A 17195-nucleotide genomic window follows, 5' to 3' on the forward strand; every position below is an offset into this window, starting at 1 on the left:
CGCTTCACTCTAGGCCCCTGGGGTTCAACATAAAACGTACGAGGATTGCCTGATGGGGATGAGTCAGCCGCTGGGGTCGGTCATCCAGGGTTCGCTAAGCCAGGGGCTAGAGGTGCGCCTGCACCCCGATATTTCGGTAGAAGACATGCGGGTGGGCAAGTTTCTGGTGGTGCAGGGGCAGCGATCGCAGTTTTTCTGTATGCTCACCGACGTTACCCTAGGCACCGGTAGCCAGCGCATTCTGGCCCACCCGCCGGAGCCGTCAAACCTGTTTTTGCAGGAGGTGCTGGCCGGGACGGGCACTTACGGCACGATCAACCTGACACCGATGCTGATGTTTACGCAGCAGGAGGGTGAAGGAGTAGGGAGTAAGGGGAAAGCAAAGAAAAAAGGGGCTGACAGCAGCTACGGGTCGATGGAGGTGCAGAGTAGCGCTGACGTGGAACTGCTGCCGGTAAAGACGATTCCGGCCCACTTTAGTCAGGTGTATGACGCCAGCGATCGCGACTTTCGCATCATTTTTGGCTGGGAAGATGACCCCCATCGGCGCAACTTTGCGATCGGTCAACCCATCGATATGGAAGTGCCGGTCTGTCTGGATCTCGATCGCTTTGTAGAGCGCAGCAACGGCATTTTTGGTAAGTCGGGCACGGGCAAATCGTTCCTCACCCGGCTGCTGCTGGCGGGCATCATCCAGCGTCAGGCGGCGGTCAACTTAATTTTCGACATGCACTCTGAGTATGGCTGGGAGGCGGTTAGCGAGGGCAAGCAGTTCAGCACCGTCAAAGGACTGAGGCAGCTCTTCCCCGGTCAGGTGCAGATGTTTACCCTCGACCCCGAGGCCACCCAGCGGCGGGGGGTGCGCGACGCCCAAGAGCTCTACATCAGCTTCGACCAGATCGATGTGGAAGACCTGAACTTAGTGCGGGGCGAGCTGAATCTGTCGGAGGCCAGCCTAGAGAATGCGATCATTCTACGCAACGAGTTTGGTAAGGCCTGGATCAACCGTCTGCTCACCATGACCAACGAGGAGATCCAAGAATTCTGCGAGACCAAGATGGGCAGCAAGTCGTCGATCATGGCGCTGCAGCGCAAGCTGACGAGGCTGGCCGACATCAAATATATGAAGGCGGCCAGCGGCACCAACTACATCACCCAGATTCTCGCCGCCATCGATGAGGGCCGGCATGTGGTGGTGGAGTTTGGCTCCCAGTCGAACATGCTGGCCTACATGCTGGCTACCAACGTGATTGCCCGGCGCATTCACGCTAGCTACGTCAAAAAAGCCGATCGCTTCTTACAGACCAAGAATGTGGTCGATCGCCCCCGCCAGCTGATGATCACCATCGAAGAGGCCCACCGCTTTCTCGACCCAGCTACGGCCCGGCAGACCATTTTTGGCACCATCGCCCGGGAAATGCGCAAATATTTTGTCACCCTGCTGGTGGTCGATCAGCGGCCCTCGGGCATTGACAACGAGGTAATGTCGCAGATTGGCACCCGTATCACCGCTCTGCTCAACGACGAGAAAGATATCGACGCCATCTTTACCGGCGTGTCGGGGGGGCAGAGCCTGCGATCGGTGCTGGCCAAGCTCGACTCCAAGCAGCAGGCGCTGGTGCTGGGCCACGCGGTGCCCATGCCCGTGGTCGTGCGCACCCGCCCCTACGACAGTACTTTTTATACTCAAGTGGGAGCCACCGCCTGGGAAGAGCTGCCCGACGAGGTGGTGTTTAAGGCTTCAGAAATGGCCCGCGCCGATCTGGGATTTTAAGCAAACTTTGGCGGCCAGGTAGGAGAGTGGCGCCGTTGTTGGCAAGCCTCTGGAAGCGCTCTAACTGTTGCAGCGAGACCACTTTGGGGCACACTAGCTAAGGGGTGATGCATGTAGAATCTGTCTCGGCACCGCCATATTATTACAAGAACCCAAATCCTTCCGGAGGGAAAATCTGCCTCTGGATAGAGATGAGATCTATGGCTGAGTAGAGCTTACCTGGCGTGATACCCTATGGCTAATCGTTGCTACTGATGTAGTACTGCCGCCACTTCAATCTTAAGTTTCTAAGTATTGTTGGGAGAATTGCTAAGGTAGTGGATAACCCTGCACTGCGATTGGCTTTGGATGTATCAGCGTTTTGTGTTCCTGCGCATTTCTAGCTGCCATTGAGCTACGGCTCGGTTGGCTCATTATTAACCTGGGAAACAGGCATCTTCCCCTCTTTTGAGGCCAGGACAAGCACCTATGGTCAATTCACCGGGCCAACCCCTCGACCGGGCGGCCAATTCTGAAATTCGCCACTACTACCAGTCGCACCGGCTGTTTCGCGATCGCTACCGCGTGCTGAAAAAGCTGGGTCAGGGCGGCTTTGGCGTCACCTATCTAGCCCAAAACGCCACCCTGCCAGGGGAACCCTACTGCGTGATTAAGCAGCTCTGCCCCAAGGCGGGCAGTGAGCTATCCCTGGAGCGAGCCAAGGTGCGGTTTCGCCGTGAGGCTCGGGCTTTGGCCAACCTAGGCAGCCATTCGCAGATTCCGCAGCTGCTCGACTACTTCACCACCGGGGGCGAGTTTTACCTGGTGCAGGAGTATGTGCATGGCGAAACTCTGGCCCAGGAAGTGCGTCGCCAGGGGCGGCTGACCGAGGCTCAGGTCAAATATTTTCTGCGTGAAATTATTCCCGTGGTGCGGTTCATTCACCGCAATCGTATTATTCACCGCGACATCAAGCCTCCCAATATTATTCGCAGTGAGCGCGATCGCCGCCTGGTGTTGATTGACTTCGGGGCCGTGCGCGAGTTTCTCTCCGACGTGGATGAAGGCGCAATGCAGGCTCCGGCCACCCAGTTTGTCGGCACCCCTGGCTTTGCTCCGCCCGAGCAGCTGGCTCTACGCCCCTGCTACGCCAGCGACATCTACGCCCTGGGCATGACCTGTCTGTACCTGCTCACCGCCCGCACTCCCATTGAGTTTGACCAAGACCCCCACAGCGGCGTGATTCGCTGGCACCACACTGTCACCGTCAGCCCCCACCTGACCATGGTGCTCGATCGCATGCTGCTGCCCGACTCCCAGGACCGCTACACCACGGTTGATGAGCTGGAGCGCGCCCTGGAGCTAGAGCCCCACCTCGATGTGCTGGCTGGCTGCATGAATACGCGTCAGCAACCGCCCAACGAATTTGGCGATGAGTCTGCTGATCTACCCAGCGATGCCTATTTGACACCCATTCAGCGGGAGGCCCTGGCAATTCGCAAGTGGCGCAAAAAGCGATCGCTGCCGCAAGGGCAGGGGCGTCCGGCAGGGCCAGTGTCGCTGCCCTAGGTCAGTTTTAGGACGGCTGCAAGGATGGGCTTGCTTCCCGCAGCCACTCCTGTATACGGGCGTTGAAATCGACGTCGGATTCGTCGTAGAGGCAGTGGCCACCGTCGGGCACTACCTCTAGGGAAAGCTGGGGGTTCAGGGCTGTTAACCCTGCGGCCAGGGCTACAGGGATGACGCGGTCTTGGTCGCCCCAAAGCAGCAGGGTGGGCACCGCCAGCGTGGCGACCATGTCTTTGACCGAGGGGCTAAAACTGGGATCGGTGCGCGATCGCACTAGATAGCAGAGCGTTCGGGCGGCGCCGCGATCATTGGGGGGCAGCGCAAACAAATTCACCAAGTCATCGTCTACCCGTTCGGCCACCGTGTAGATGCCCGCCAGCGCTCGTCGCAAAATGCTGGGGCGGCGCACGAGGGCAAAGAGCGATCGCATCAGCAGCGGGTTGGCCACCCAACTCTCGACCCGCAGCGCCAAGGCCGCCACCCAGCCCGCCACTAGATCCTCACGGTTAGCCTCTAGCGGCAGGGTGATTAGCGCTAGCTGCTTTACCCAGTCGGGATGGTTGTGGGCGGCCGTCAGCGCCACCAGCGCCCCGAGGGAATGGCCCACCAGCGCCACTGGCTGACCAATTACCTGGTGAATAAAATCTGCTACCTGCGCCGCCCACAGCTCCGCGCCGTAGAGCGTTGCCGCCTTCTCAGAATCGCCAAAGCCCAGCAAGTCAATGGCATAGACCGGAGCTACCTGGCTCAGGGTGGGCAAGTTGTGCCGCCACTGGTTGAGGTTGGCCCCAAACCCATGAATCAGCAGCACTGGCGGCACCGCTGCATCCCTGGGCCCGGGGTGAAACCAATAGCGAATGCGCCAGCCCCGCCAGTGCCAAAAGCGCTGGTAGCCCGCCTCGCTGAGGCCAGAAGACAGGCTGCTGAGTAACGTCGGAGGTAGAGGCACAGCACAAAGCCGAGTAGGGATGGTGGGCAGTGCCCACCCTACAATGTTAGCGCTCCTAACTATGCACCCCTTACCTCTTCACCCCCTTACTCTCTATGCAGCCGCCCCGCTTTAGGTCATGCTAGAGACCGAAAATGCAGCAATGTGTAGAGGACCTAAAGCCATGACCGAGATGGATCCTGTCAAATTGATGAAGCAGGAAGTGGGCCGCCAGGCAGCGGCACGGGTGCAGTCAAACACCGTAGTGGGCCTAGGTACTGGGTCGACCACCGCCTATGCTATTCAGTTCATTGGCGAACGGCTGGCGAGCGGTGAAATCAGCAACATCAAGGGCGTGCCCACCTCTTTTCAGGCATCGGTGCTGGCTAAGCAGTACGGCATTCCCCTCACCACGCTAGACGAAGGCGACGAGATTGCCCTGGCTATCGATGGAGCCGACGAAGTTGACCCTCAAATGAACTTGGTGAAGGGGGGCGGTGCCGCCCACACCCGCGAGAAAATCGTTGATTCCCTCGCTAAAGAATTTATCGTTGTCGTCGACAGTTCCAAACTCGTTGACAAGCTAGGCACTACCTTCGCTCTGCCCGTTGAAGTTATGCCCCTGGCCGTTACTCCTGTCACTAAAGCTCTAGAAGCCCTCGGCGGTAAGCCCGATCTGCGCATGGGCATCAAGAAGGACGGCCCGGTGATCACCGACCAGGGCAACATGATTTTAGACGTGAAATTTGATGCGATCGACGACCCTGCTGGGTTAGAAAAAACCATCAACAACATCCCCGGCGTGCTCGACAACGGCCTGTTTGTGGGCGTGGCTACTGAAGTGCTGGTGGGCGAAGTCAAAGATGGACAGGCCAGCGTTCGCAAGCTGTAGAGATTACAAATCTTAGTTTGAGAATAGCCGAGGGCTAAGCGGAGTCGTAGCCCTCGGCTATTTTTGTGTTAAGAGGTGGCAGCGTCGACAGACACAACAGGCTTTGGGCGCGATGCCCGGTTTTAAGGAAATAGATGATTTTGTATGCCCAGCGTTTAGCCGTCATACACTGCTTATACCCAGCCCAGCCGGGTGGTAAGGTTCAGTGTTCTACAGCCAGCTAGCAATCAACGCTATGTTTTTTTTAGCAGATTGGCGTATTCAGGGGCGACGGCTTAGACACTGGCTGCTGGGCCTGGTGATGGTGCTGCTGGTGCTGGTGCCGCCCACCTTGGCAACTGGGGTCCCAGCCCCCACTTTAGAACGTGCTGAGGTAAAGCGTGCAGAGGTAAAAAACGCTGGGGGCGAGAACGCTGGCCCAGTTCCCTCAGAGACGGTAGTGGGCAATGTGGTCGATGGCTTTCCGGTGGTGCTGGATGGGGAGCCGCTTTTCTACGTTAGGCAGGGAATTGCGGGGGTCACCTCGGCGGAAGAGCGCGCCGCAATTATTACTCAGCGGCTAGGGGCGATCGCCGCTGACCCCAACCTGAACCCCAGCGAGATCCGTGCTGAGCCCAACGCTATCCAGAGCGTGGTGCTAGCGGGCGACACTGTGCTGTTCACCGTGCGCCAGGACGATGTGGCGGCTTACGGACTGTCCCATCCAGAACTGGCCGCCGATGCGGTCAAGCGGATTCAGCGAGGGGTGATTGACTATCGCGATCGCCGCAGCATTCGACGTATTGCCACCAGTCTGTCGATGACGGTGCTCAGCACCATAGTGGTGTTTTTGGTGCTGCGGGGCATTTTGTTTGGCAGCTCTAAGCTGTTGACCTACATTCGCCAGCGGCGGGAAGCCGATACCCTAACCCTGCAAATTCAATCGGTGCGGGTGTTGGGGTCTGGGGCCACCAGCTACCTGCTGGGCGGGCTGGTGCGGCTGCTGCGGCCGGTGCTGATCTTACTGACGCTGTACCTATATGTGCCCTTTGTGCTCAGCCAGTTTCCAGCGACGGCGGCCTTTGGCGACAGCCTGCTGCAAGACATTGCTGTTCGCCTCAACCTACTGGCCCAGGGTTTTGTGGCCTACCTGCCCAAACTGGCGATGATCGGCGTCATTGCCCTGCTCACCTATTACGTGATTGAGTTTGCCCGGCAGGTGATTATCGAGTTGGGTCGACACGATGTTTACCCCTGGTTTTACCCCGAGTGGGTGCAGCCGACGAATCGACTGGCGATGCTGGTGATCGTGGCGATCGCCATGGTGATTGCCGGGCCGTACCTGCCAGGGTTTGGCTCCCCTGCGTTTCAGGGCATTTCGCTATTTTTGGGAGCGCTGCTGACCTTGGGGTCATCTTCGGCGGTGGCCAACGCTCTGTCGGGGATTATTTTGATCTACACCCGCGCCTTCCAAATCAAGGATTTTATTCGCATTGACGACATCGTGGGCGAGGTGCAAGATAAGTCGCTGTTTGTGACTCGGGTGCTCACCCCTAAGCAGGAGACGGTCACCATTCCCAATGCCTCGGTGCTCAACAGCAATGTAATCAACTACAGCGCCATCTGCCGCGAATCGCAGGGGTTTCTTGTGCTCTACACCACCATTACCCTGGGCTACGACCTGCCCTGGCGCAAGGTGCATGAGGTGCTGATTGAGGCGGCGAGGGCCACGGCTGATATTGCGATCGCACCCGCGCCCTTTGTGCTGCAAACCGCCCTCAATGATTTTAACGTCAGCTATGAGCTAAATGCCTACACGGCCTCACCGACCAAAATGCCCGATATTTACTCCCAGCTGCACCAAAACATTCAGGACTATTGCAATGCCGCCGACATCGAGATTTTGTCGCCCACCTTCTCGGCCCTGCGCGACGGCAACCGCTCCACCATTCCCGCTGATTATCTGCCTCCCGACTACCAGGCTCCCTCGTTTGTGGTGCAGAGCACCAGCGGCGCTGAGCCGGTGGGCAATCCTACCTTTAGGGAGTCGAATCAGGAGAGCAACGGTGCCTGAAGCCTATGGATATATCTTTCTATTAAGGGAGCGATTAGGGAGGCAAATCATCGCCTGTTGTCACGGCCATGGTTAAATCAGGAGCCCTGAAAGAGCAGTGGGGCCAGCCCCTAGGGCTGTGCCTAATTCTCTTTATGCTGTCGTACACCATTGGAGTGGTGCAGCCCATTATGCCTCCTCTGGTGCAGGAGTTTAATTCGAGCGTGGGCTATGTGCAGTCGGCGCTGGTGCTGATGTCGCTGGTGACGGCCTCGTTCACCCCCACCGCCGAAAACCTGAGCCGACGATTGGGCCGCCAGCCGGTGCTGGCCGCCGCGCTCAGTCTGTTTGCCCTAGGGCTGCTCGTGGTGATGACGAGCCTAGACATTGGCATCTTTACCCTGGGGCTGGCGGGGCTAGGGGGCGTGGCCGGAGCCGTGCTAGTGAGCACCCCGGTGGCGCTGATGGATTCCCTTTACCCCGATGAAACAGCTCAGAAGTATGGGCTGGTGGCTCTGGCGATCGCAGGTGTGCTCGGTGCCCTGGTTGGCTCCATCACTGGCGGGGTGATGGCCTTTGACTTTAGCTGGCGCTGGGCTTTTGTCGTTGAGCTGGGGTTAATTCCTATCATTTGGCGGCTGGTGCGGCCGATTGCAGCTCCCGCCCCCGCCCAGACCCTGCCGGTTGATTGGCTAGGAGGGCTACTCTCGGTAGCGGGGTTTGGGTTCACCCTAGTGGGGCTCAGCCTGGCCTCAGAGCTGGGCTGGTGGCAGCCCAAGGGCGACCCCCAAACGCTCGCTTTTGTGCTGACACCCTTTGGCGTCTCTATGGCTCCAGTGCTGATAGCGACGGGGTTAATTTGCTTGGGGATATTGGTGTTTTGGGAACGGGTGAGGGTGAAACAGGGCCAGTCGTCGCTGTTGCGTCTGGGGGTGTTTAGCCGCCGCATCTACACCATTGGCCTCGCCATTGGCACCTTGCACACCATGACTACGGTAGCGGTGCAGTTTAATCTGTTCCAGTTCATCCCGGCCGTGATGGGGCTCAACCCAGTGCAAACCTCCATTGCGGTAATTCCGTTTAACGTGGCTCAGCTAGCGGTGCTGCTGCTGCTGGTGAAGCGAAGGCCTCAACTTCCGCCCCGCTATCTGCTTCAGTCGGGGCTGGTGGCCAAAGCGGTTGGCATCGCTATGCTGGTGACGGCGGTTCGCCCGCCGGTGACGGCCTTGGGCTTGCTACCCGCCCTGGTAGTAATGGGGGTTGGTACGGGGTTGTTCTCGACCTACATTACGTCCCTCACCTTTGCCGACACCCACAGAGATGACAAGGCTGAGGCGCGCGGGGTATATCGCCCGTTTCAGAACCTGGGAGCCTCGTTAGGGCGAGGCATCTTGGGCACGGTGCTGGTCAGTGTAGCCTCTTATAAAATTATCGACGGCATTGTAGCCGAGCTGGGGCAATCGGTGGAACCCGAGGTGCGGAGCAGGGCAGTGCGATCGCTCCAAGTCGCCATTCAAACCCTGCGGCGCAGCGATCGACGGGATCTATTCAATCAGCTGCCTGATTCGATTCAGCCCGCTCTCAAGGGTATTTTGCAAACAGCTTCGGTTGAGGCGATGCAGAGCACGCTGCTGGTAATTTTGGCGCTGTGTCTGCTGTGCCTAGGGCTGTCGTTCTTGCTGCCCAAGACGGTCAAAACGATTGAGGCACCCATTGAGTGAAAGGGGCAAAGTTAACTAAAACAACGCTGCCTTTTACGACCATACAACAGGCTCCCCATCGTTTAGGGTGTAAAGCTCCGGCTCGTCTTGTCAGAAATCAAAGCTGCCGCCCTTGTCGGCCAGGTGAATTGGCTCTGTTGCAAGCGCTGGGCAGTGGTGGACATGGGAGATCTACAACCTTGGCGGTAACCAGCAAAGCAGAGGTTGTTTTCTCTCCTCAAACCTTAGCCATAGATCCCGGATGCCTTCAGGTTTTGACCGAAACCTGAACGATGAGTCTTCGGTTGCAAACCGTGATAGGTACTTTATTAGCTTCTATAACTCCCTCTCTTGCGGCGATACACCTTCGCACTTATGGTTCAGTACATCTCACCCGAGGATGGTGTAACCGTCGCGTTAGGTTTTATCAAGGCATTTATAGAAAATGGCTTGCCGTTCTGAAGGGAGATCCAGGCATTCATTGAATTTGCCAAGGCGTTACTTGATTTTGTGAACCCGTTTGTTGATATTGCCTATCCATTCATAAGTAACGCTTTCGCATTAATAACAAACGTGAAAGTGTTTGTTATTAATGAGTACCTATTTGTTGAATTGGCAAACCCATTTATTGATATTGCTTACTCATTCATAAGTAACGTTTTCGCGTTATCAAGAAAGGCGAAAGCGTTACTTATTAACGGGTCCTCATCAGTTAGTTTTGGGTTCCCCTTTTAAGAAAACGCCTACCCCGAGGACGGGTGCCCTCTGTGCGCTCCATAGAAGGCATTGGATGTACAAAAGGTACCCGTCCCCTTTTAAGAGGAGTCCCGATTTGCCAAGAGGTCAGGTGATTGCTAAGTGCATAGCAGAGCCCTTAAGCAGCGTTGAGGGTACCTGACCCCTAGACTTACCCTCTACTGCTTAACCTTAAGCGGCTGCTTAGGAGTGGAGTAAAGTTTGGGATTGGGAATGGGAGCTTCACCCTCAGGACCTTGGGGTTCTGGATTTTCCAGATATTCAAACTCGCCTTTGCCATCAGGGCTGGGGCCTTTTGCCCAACGACCCTGACTGCTATCGGTGCCTTCTGACAAATTCCAGAACTGGTACGAGACGTCCTGTTTCTCCTGCGATCGCGAGAATTGGCTGGGCACCGGCATCTCTTCTAACCCATCGGCCTTGAGTTCTTCGATCGCCGCCAACCACTGATTTTGGTGCATAGTATCGCGGGCAATCATGTAGCTCAGAGTGTCTTTTACGCCGGGGTCGGTAGACATTTCGTACAGACGCACGGCCTGTAGACGGCCCTGGGCCTCGGCCTGCACGTTGGAGTAAAAGTCGGCCATCAGGTTGCCCGAGGCCACGATATAGTTACCGTTCCACGGATAGCCCGTGCTGTCGGCAGGCAGCGCACCACCGCCAGCCACAATGGCATGCTTGGGATTCATGCTGGACATGATAATGTCTTCAGTTTTCATGCCGCCCATCACCCCTTCTACAATGGGGTCTAGAGCAGATTTTTCTTGAACATCTGCAGGGGCTTTGTCAACCAAATGAGCAATCATATTGGCCAACATCTCCACGTGGCCAATTTCCTCAGTGCCAATGTCGAGCATCATATCTTTGTATTTTGCAGGACCCCGGCAGTTCCAGCCTTGAAATAGGTACTGCATCATCACAGACATTTCACCGAAAGGCCCGCCAATCAACTCTTGTAGCTGTTTCGCATAGACCGGATCGGGCTTCTCAGGCTTGGTGAAATATTGCAGGCGCTTCTTGTGGTAAAACATAAATTTCTTCTGGTGAACAGCATTGGAAAGAGCATTAGAAATCTGCTCCTCTACTGTCCTCATGGTTGCGAAACGGAAGGGGTTTCTTATCTCTCAAAGGGGTCATAAAAACCTGCTTTTGATCAATCTGCCCCCATAGCCGTAGAGGGGGTCCTGCTAAAGGTCAATTTGCCTCTCTGGCTTGGTTAGTAGAGCATTTTGATTGTTGTGTGTAGGTTATCGCTCAGTGGACTGAGCATTTCGACAACCTACTCTCATCTCACCGCTGCCCTAAGCGCACCTTTACAACCAGCAATCCCTTGACTACCGTGAGGGATAGCCCTTTGCTCTTTTGTGAATTCATTTCCTATGCAGTACCGCCGCTTTGGTCGCACTGAGCTTCAAATGCCCGTATTTTCTTGCGGTGGCATGCGGTATCAGCACTCGTGGAAAGACGTGCCGCCGACCGATATTCCCCGCCAAAATCAGGAGAATCTAGAGGCCACTATTCACCGAGCGCTGGCGGTGGGCATCAACCACATCGAAACCGCGCGGGGCTACGGCACATCTGAAATTCAGCTAGGGCAGATTTTGCCGGGGTTAGATCGGGAGAGCCTAATTGTGCAAACCAAAGTCTCTCCCACCGCTGACCCCGCTGAGTTTCGCCAAAACCTGACTCAATCGCTAGCCAACCTTCGGTTAGACACCGTTGACCTGCTCGGGCTCCACGGCATCAACACCCCCGAAATTTTGGACTGGACTCTGCGCCCCGGCGGCTGCATGGAGGTGGCCCGCGAGTTTCAGCGGCAGGGGCGGGTGCGGTTTATTGGTTTTTCGACCCATGCGCCAACGGCGGTGATTCAGCAGGCGATCGCCTCTGACCAGTTCGACTACGTCAACCTGCACTGGTACTACGTCAACCAAGACAATTGGGCTGCGGTCGATACCGCCCAGCGCCACGATGTCGGCGTCTTCATCATCAGCCCGTCCGACAAAGGGGGACACCTCTATAGCCCTCCCGCCAGGCTAGTGGAACTATGCGACCCACTCAGCCCGATGGTGTTCAACGATCTGTTTTGCCTCAGCCACCCTCAGGTGCACACCCTCAGCGTTGGGGCGGCGCGGCCTACCGATTTTGACGAGCACCTCAAGACCCTGCCTCTGCTGGAAGACGCTGACCTGCACCTCAAACCCGTGCTCGATCGCCTGCACCACCATGCTCAAACCGTACTGGGCAAAGACTGGCTCCGCACCTGGAAAATTGGTCTGCCCAGCCCCAATGAAACCCCTGGCAACATCAATATCCCCGCCATCTTGCGGCTGCGCAACCTGCTGCTGGCTTTTGATATGGAGGACTATGCCAAGGCCCGCTACAACATGTTGGGCAACGCAGGCCACTGGTTTCCCGGCGAAAAGGCCGAGAACCTAAGCCAGGTGGATCTTTCTGAATGCCTGCGCCGCAGCCCCCACGCTGAGAAAATTCCGCATCTGCTGGCCGAGACCCACGCTGCGTTGGCCGGTCAAGCGATGGCTCGACTGTCAAATGCCTAATGGTTTATCGAAGCTGAATACTTAGGTTGGGTACCACTGCGTTTCACCCAGCCAAAAGAGTGCCAATTTTTTAATTTGATGAAGCACTTGCCCCTTGGGCGATCCCAGGGCTTCATCATATATTGATGGTGAATTCTCTCAAATTCAGAACTTTTGTGAGAAGAGATTTTAAGACTTTGTTACGATAAACACAAACGCACAGGAGAACCATTCCCCATGCCTCACACCTCTTCTCACAAGTCCGTCGTTATCTCTCCCTCCATTCTCTCGGCCGATTTTAGCCGCTTGGGCGAAGAGATCAAGGCCGCTGATGAAGCCGGTGCCGACTGGATTCATGTGGACGTGATGGATGGTCGCTTTGTGCCCAATATTACTATTGGCCCCCTGATCGTCGAGGCGATTCGCCCTGTCACCCAAAAGCCTCTCGACGTGCACCTGATGATCGTTGAGCCTGAAAAGTATGTCGCCGATTTTGCTAAGGCTGGTGCTGACATCATCACTGTTCATTGTGAGCACAACGCCTCGCCCCACCTGCACCGCACCCTAGGCCAAATCAAAGAACTGGGCAAAGAGGCGGGCGTTGTGCTCAACCCTGGCACCCCGCTGTCGCTGATCGAGAACGTGCTGGATCTCTGCGATCTGGTGCTGATTATGAGCGTTAACCCTGGCTTTGGTGGCCAGAGCTTCATCCCCACCATGGTCGACAAAATTCGCGCCCTGCGCACCATGTGTGATGAGCGCGGTCTAGATCCCTGGATTGAAGTGGATGGTGGTCTGAAGGCCAACAATACCTGGCAGGTGTTAGAAGCTGGGGCCAATGCGATCGTGGCTGGTTCAGCGGTGTTTAACGCGCCCGACTATGCGGCGGCGATCGAAGGCATTCGCCACAGCAAGCGTCCTGCTCCTGAGCTGGCCGCTGTCTAGTTCACTCAACAGTGAAATTTAACACTGTCTACTCCTCTGAGTTGTAGACGCTAGGGGGTGAGATCAGCATCTAAGCTGACTCCCCCTTTTTTGTTGCGGGGAAGCGTTGGTCAAGGCTATCCAGAATTGCCAAAATTCAAGTCTATTCCCTGTTCTTCACCCTGCTTTCTTTCGCGACGTCACACTAAATTCTGCTTGGTTAACCCTCAATTCTACTGGGCGAATGCCATAGAGCCTCTGCTCGGCTATGCCTAAGCCTTTACGGTTTCGCTTGTCGGGAGTCGGGGTTATGTGATGCGGGATGGGTATCAGGTCGGTTTTTCCCTGCTGGTCAAGGTTATTGTCTTCGGCTGGCTCAAGTGTTGAATGAGGTCTTTTTGCACCTGCTGGTAGAGGTCATCGCTTTCGCCCTTGAAGGCCACAACGCCGTACACCTGAACCGATTCTTGCTCGCGCCCGGCCAGGAAGTGGGTGCCGTGATCGACGGTGATGATGTGGTCTTTCACCAGGTCGTAGCAGGTCTGAGTAATCAGCAGATCGGTGCCAACCATTTTGGTGAGTCCCTCAATGCGGCTGGCCACGTTCACGGTGTCGCCAATGGCGGTATATTCTAGCCGCTGCACCGACCCCACATTGCCCACCACTAGCTCGCCATAGCTGATGCCAATGCCGTTGTAGAGCGGCGGCAGTCCTTTTTCTTTGAGAATAATGCGCAGGCTGGCGAGCGCCTTTCGCATGGCCAGGGCGGCAGAGATAGCCCCCAAGGCATCTTGCTCTGGCCCGAGGGATTTGGGTGCGCCGAACTCGGCCATCACCGCGTCGCCAATGAATTTGTCGATGGTGCCCCGGTGCTCCAGAATGGCGTCCACCATCACATCTAGGTAGGAGTTGAGCAAGCTGACGGTTTCAACTGCCCCCAGCTGATATGAAATGCGGCTGAACCCGCGAATATCTGAAAACAGCACCGCCGCCTGAAACTTTTGCCCCACGGTGAGGCTAGTAAAGTCTTCGGGCTGGTTGAGAATTTCTTGGGCCACCGACGGGGCCACGTAGCGCTCTAGGGTGCGGCGCAGGCGCTGTTCTTCGAGTCGGTTGCTGACGGCCCCGGTGGCGATGTAGGTGACACCACCCATGCCCAGACAGGCGACGGGGATGGCGACGGGCATGAGGCGATCGCCATGCACCATCAGCAGATAGGCCAGCGCTCCCCAGGTGGCGATCGCGCCTAAAAAGCCTACCAGCCTGGGCACGGGCTGCGTAAAGCGGTAGCCAAGCCCTAGGCCAATGGCGCCAATGGCGATCGCCGTCAGCAAACCCTGGGCTAAAGGGTTGGCGATCGCCGCGTTGACCACCCGATCCTCCATCAGGGCGGCCAGGGCGTGGGCATGGATTTCAACCCCTGGCATGGCCTCATCGCTGGGGGTGCGCTTGCGATCCTGAAATGACGTGGCCATGGGGCCAATCAGCACAATTTTGCCCTCGAACTGATCGGCGATTAGGGGCCAGTTGGTGGGGTCAAGCAACTGCACAAACGACACCACCGGGAAACTGCCCGCCGGGCCGTAAAAGAAGAGCTGTTGGCTCTGGCGCTCTGGGCTAGGGTAGTTGGCTGCTGCCAGAGTGGCTGCTGCCAGAGACGGTAAATCATCTGAGAATTGGTGGGCCTGCCGCAGGGTTTCAATGCCGCGATCGGGAAAGGCGCGATGCTTGCCGTCGGCATCGACCTCTAGGTTAATGAGGCCCACCTGGGTCTGGCTGCTATAGACGGGCTCTAACAGGTTGGTAAATAGACCAAAGTCGCTGCTCGACACGTCGTAGGCGGCAGCTAGGGCCACGCGATCGCCCCACCGAGCCAAGGTTGCATCTAAAGCCGCATCATCGTCGGGGCCGTAGCCGCTGGGGTCAACCAGCAGCACATCAAGGGCTACGGCCTTAGCCCCAGCAGCCATCAGCTGCTCGATCGCCTGGGCATAGGCTTGGCGCTGCCAGGGCCAGATTGCCAGGGGTTCCAAAAACGGATAGCGTTCTGGATCGGCCTGGTACAGATCGCCCTGGGTCAGCGAATATTCGTCAATACCCACAATCACAATTTCCTCGGGTGGGGGCACTGGCCCCCGCAGCCGCAGCAAAAACGACTGAGCCTGTCCCTCAATTAACACAATCCACGGGTGCTGGGAGGTGAGGGCGATCGCCCCAAACACCGCCCAGCTCACCATCAGCCCATGCCCAATCTGAAAGATACGTCGATAGGATTTAACCATGGCAACCGCTCCCTAAGACGCCAACGCTGAACGAGTGGCTCTGGGATGTGCCAGAGCCTGGCAGCACCCCTATTCCTCACTGTCTGCAAGCTTCCCATGCTGGAAGCTTACCTCTAGAACGGAAAGGGAAATCGGATTGGCGGGGTGGGAATGGCGGGCACCCAATAGTAGGGCAATGGTATCCCTGGGAACAGTTGCTCGAAGGAGCGGCGCAGGTTAGCCATGCCAGGTATTTCTACCGCAAAACCGTCAATCAGCGGACCTTCTAAAAGGTCAATAAAATCCTCTGGGCTTAGGGGTGTAATCACCGCCTCGTCATCTTCGGCATCAACGACGACCTGCTGCCCCTCCGCCAGGGTAATCGAATCCGCTGGCGCAAAGTCTACGGTTTCTGCCTGGGTCTCGTCAGTTAGTACTGGTTTAGAGTCTTCGCCATCAACTGATGAAGAGCTGTTTTGCTTAGGTGCGGTGAGAAAACCGAGAGGTCCAGTGAGCGGCCCAGTTGGTGTAGTTGGTCCGGTCGGCGTAGTTGGTCCGATTGGTGTAGTTGGCCCAGTTGGTGTAGTAGGCCCGGTTGGGTCAGGTGGTACGGGATTAGGTGGGTCTACGGGGGGTGGCTCTACTGGCGACGGCTCGATCGGAGGCGTAGATGGTTCCATAGGATTAACGAAGGGTACTACCGGGTCGGTAGAAGGCACCTTCGGATCTAGGGATGGATCGAGCGGATCAAAGTCGTCGGCCATCGGCTCAATGGGCTCGGGGTTACGCTCTACCACCACTTCTCCCTCAAATACCTGAACGATGGTTTCCCCCGTTTCGGTGACTTCGATGGTATAAATTGTGCCTCGCACTCCGGCAACGACTGAGGTTGAGCAGCCGTTGAGGTTGCCGTTAACCAGCAGCGTGCCTCGGGTGAGCTGGGCACATTGCCCCACCACCAAACTAGAGTTGTGGGCCAAGCGCGCTACAGCCCCAGTGTTGAACCGCAGCGATGCTCGGGCATCCCTAGTCCTGACCTGCTGGCGCTGCTGGGCCACGCTGTTGACCTGGGCTGCACGGTTTTGAATGTAGACCTGGTTGCTGTCTAAAATTTCGGTCACGGTAGCAGCAGAAATCGACTGGCCATGGGCCCGCTGCCCCGGTATGGCTAGCAGGCTACTGCCCACTAGCGCCGCCCCCATAAGTCGTGCAAAACGTCCCCAGCTTGTGCTGGACTGTAGTCTGAGCCCCGATAACCTAAAAGACGCCATCATAAATTCCACTGAGTTGCCTAGATAGGATCTATACACAGGCAACATCCCAAATTCAGCACAGATTGCGAAACTTAACTCGCCAAAAAGCTAGCTGAACACATCGGGCCGATCGGGGTCATGCACCTGGCCCAGGTCGGGCAGCAGAGCGCTGACATCATCGGGTGACTCGGCAATCATCGTCAATAAGTCGTAGGCATCCATGGGCTTGCCGGTTTGTGCCGATAGTCGATGGGCGTAGTAGCGCAACTGGGCCATAATGCGCGGTTCGGCCTGGCGTAGATACATGCAGAGGCAGGCCCGCGCCTGGGCCTCTGAATCGCGCCCCAAAAAGAAGGCTAGGGCCGTCAGCAAATCGCGCTCATAGTCGGGCAGAGTTTGGGGATCGATGGGCATATTGATGCAAATAAGATTGGCCTAAGACAACCGCTGAGGGTCGGTGTTGGCCTTCGATACTACCCGTTTACCTGTAAGGCGGTCTAGACGGCGATCGCCTCGTTGCCACTTGGTTCTTCAAATTAGAGTTATACAAAAAAGCACCAGACAAGCTGTCTGGTGCTTTTTTGTAT

12 protein-coding genes are annotated in these 17195 nt (G+C 56.7%); 7 read left to right on the forward strand and 5 right to left on the reverse strand.

Annotation, left to right across the window (positions count from 1 at the left end):
* Positions 1–52 precede the first annotated feature (52 nt).
* Together H6F75_RS11305 and H6F75_RS11310 are read left to right on the forward strand one after the other, a co-directional pair.
* Positions 53–1774 (forward strand): DUF87 domain-containing protein, encoded by a 1722-nt coding sequence (locus tag H6F75_RS11305; protein ID WP_190752201.1) that lies wholly within the window; start codon positions 53–55, stop codon positions 1772–1774.
* Between the two features lie 468 nt (positions 1775–2242).
* A complete protein-coding gene (locus tag H6F75_RS11310) occupies positions 2243–3322 on the forward strand; it encodes a serine/threonine-protein kinase (protein WP_190752203.1) in 1080 nt (359 codons plus the stop codon).
* 7 nt (positions 3323–3329) lie between these two features.
* On the opposite strand, the gene H6F75_RS11315 is transcribed toward H6F75_RS11310, so the two are convergent.
* Positions 3330–4271: an alpha/beta fold hydrolase gene (locus H6F75_RS11315; protein ID WP_347710638.1), complete on the reverse strand. Its 942-nt coding sequence runs from the start codon at positions 4269–4271 to the stop codon at positions 3330–3332.
* 163 nt (positions 4272–4434) lie between these two features.
* Between H6F75_RS11315 and rpiA the strand changes: the two genes are divergently transcribed.
* From rpiA to H6F75_RS11330, 3 genes are all read left to right on the forward strand, one after another.
* Positions 4435–5142, forward strand: coding sequence for a ribose-5-phosphate isomerase RpiA (rpiA, locus tag H6F75_RS11320; protein WP_073606954.1), 708 nt, complete (start codon positions 4435–4437; stop codon positions 5140–5142).
* 235 nt (positions 5143–5377) lie between these two features.
* Entirely contained in the window at positions 5378–7195 is a 1818-nt protein-coding gene (locus H6F75_RS11325) for a mechanosensitive ion channel family protein (protein WP_242019881.1), read from the forward strand.
* Positions 7196–7263: 68 nt separating this feature from the next.
* Positions 7264–8895, forward strand: coding sequence for an MFS transporter (locus tag H6F75_RS11330; protein ID WP_190752205.1), 1632 nt, complete (start codon positions 7264–7266; stop codon positions 8893–8895).
* Positions 8896–9788: 893 nt separating this feature from the next.
* On the opposite strand, the gene H6F75_RS11335 is transcribed toward H6F75_RS11330, so the two are convergent.
* Positions 9789–10661 (reverse strand): manganese catalase family protein, encoded by an 873-nt coding sequence (locus H6F75_RS11335; protein ID WP_190752300.1) that lies wholly within the window; start codon positions 10659–10661, stop codon positions 9789–9791.
* 348 nt (positions 10662–11009) lie between these two features.
* On the opposite strand from H6F75_RS11335, the gene H6F75_RS11340 reads away from it, so the two are divergent.
* Together H6F75_RS11340 and rpe are read left to right on the forward strand one after the other, a co-directional pair.
* Positions 11010–12191, forward strand: coding sequence for an aldo/keto reductase (locus tag H6F75_RS11340; protein ID WP_190752302.1), 1182 nt, complete (start codon positions 11010–11012; stop codon positions 12189–12191).
* Positions 12192–12407: 216 nt separating this feature from the next.
* On the forward strand, positions 12408–13115 hold the full coding sequence (gene rpe / locus H6F75_RS11345) for a ribulose-phosphate 3-epimerase (protein ID WP_190752207.1): 708 nt from the start codon (positions 12408–12410) through the stop codon (positions 13113–13115).
* 308 nt (positions 13116–13423) lie between these two features.
* Here rpe and H6F75_RS11350 read toward each other — a convergent pair whose 3' ends face one another.
* The 3 genes from H6F75_RS11350 to H6F75_RS11360 all read right to left on the reverse strand — a co-directional run bounded on the left by H6F75_RS11350 (position 13424) and on the right by H6F75_RS11360 (position 17022).
* The gene (locus H6F75_RS11350; RefSeq protein ID WP_190752209.1) at positions 13424–15376 is read right to left on the reverse strand and encodes an adenylate/guanylate cyclase domain-containing protein; all 1953 of its coding nucleotides are present in this window, start codon (positions 15374–15376) and stop codon (positions 13424–13426) included.
* 113 nt (positions 15377–15489) lie between these two features.
* Positions 15490–16557: a hypothetical protein gene (locus H6F75_RS11355; RefSeq protein WP_190752211.1), complete on the reverse strand. Its 1068-nt coding sequence runs from the start codon at positions 16555–16557 to the stop codon at positions 15490–15492.
* A gap of 159 nt (positions 16558–16716) precedes the next feature.
* A complete protein-coding gene (locus tag H6F75_RS11360) occupies positions 16717–17022 on the reverse strand; it encodes a hypothetical protein (protein ID WP_190752213.1) in 306 nt (101 codons plus the stop codon).
* Positions 17023–17195: the final 173 nt, after the last annotated feature.

Source organism: Nodosilinea sp. FACHB-131 (genome assembly GCF_014695395.1).
Classification (GTDB): Bacteria; Cyanobacteriota; Cyanobacteriia; order Phormidesmidales; family Phormidesmidaceae; genus Nodosilinea.